General features: G+C 27.3%; 1 protein-coding gene. It reads right to left on the reverse strand.

The features are described from left to right. Nucleotides 1-931, reverse strand: a 931-nt coding sequence (locus EPJ72_RS12850; RefSeq protein ID WP_147732503.1) for an integrase core domain-containing protein, incomplete at its 3' end; no start/stop codon positions are given. Between the last annotated feature and the right edge of the window lie 98 nt (nucleotides 932-1,029).

The following is a 1,029-nucleotide window of genomic DNA, read 5'->3' on the forward strand; positions in this document are numbered from 1 at the left end:
GAGCCATAGATATTGTACTTTTACTTGCTATAATATTTTTGATTCTTTCTTTGATTGTAATATAACCTAACGAAGAAATCAATCTTTGATTGTTATAAAAATGTGTATATTCTTTTAATTTTTCTCTCAATAATTCTACTGTGATATTTTTATTTAATCGTGAATAAAATTCTCTTTCGTCTATGCCGTGTACTCTTTCTACTACGCCATTGTATCTTGGTGTTGCTATAGGAATATATCTCCTCTCTAATTTATTTTTTAAGCAGTATTCATCAAAAATATTTATTTTAGGAGTATTAATACAGCGATAAGTATATTCTATACCATTGTCCGTTTGTATAGCCTGTATCTTAAAAGGTGAAGTTTTTAAGACATATTTTAAGAAAGATAAAGCACTATAAGGTGTTTTATCCTCATAGATTTGCCTCCAACTATAGCGAGTAGCTAAATCGACAGCAGTGAACTGATAGACTGTTTTTCTGCCTAATTTGATATATTTAGTGTCTATTTGAACTATTTTGCCTTCTTTTTGTATTTTAGAGACAAATTTACGCTTATCATATCGCTTCTTTTTCTTTTTTGTTTTATATCTCCAAAGATTATTTCTTTTTAGTACATTCTCTATAGCTGTAACCCCTATCTTAATGCCTTCACGGTTCAAATATGCTTTAATATAATGCTTACCTCGATATTCTTTAGTATAGAGTTCAATAATTAAATTAATAGCTTTTTGATTATTAAAGATATTTGGAGAAGTTTTTGGCTTAGTACTAAAATTAGCGACAGTTCCAGTGTCTTTATATTTTTTAAGCCAAGCATAAAAAGTAGATTTGGGTATTTCTTCTATCTTTAGAAATCTTTTAATATTTTTAGTTTCTAATGCTTCATCCACTATAAATAATTTAAATTCTGTGCTATAATCTCTTTTCATAGTAGCATCCTTTTTATTTGTTTTATGTTCAAAATATTATAACAAGGATACTGCTTTTTTTATACTAAAAAATGTCCAATATCTCACACTCCTTAACA

The sequence above is a fragment of the Brachyspira pilosicoli genome (assembly GCF_008016535.1).
GTDB lineage: Bacteria > Spirochaetota > Brachyspiria > Brachyspirales > Brachyspiraceae > Brachyspira > Brachyspira pilosicoli_A.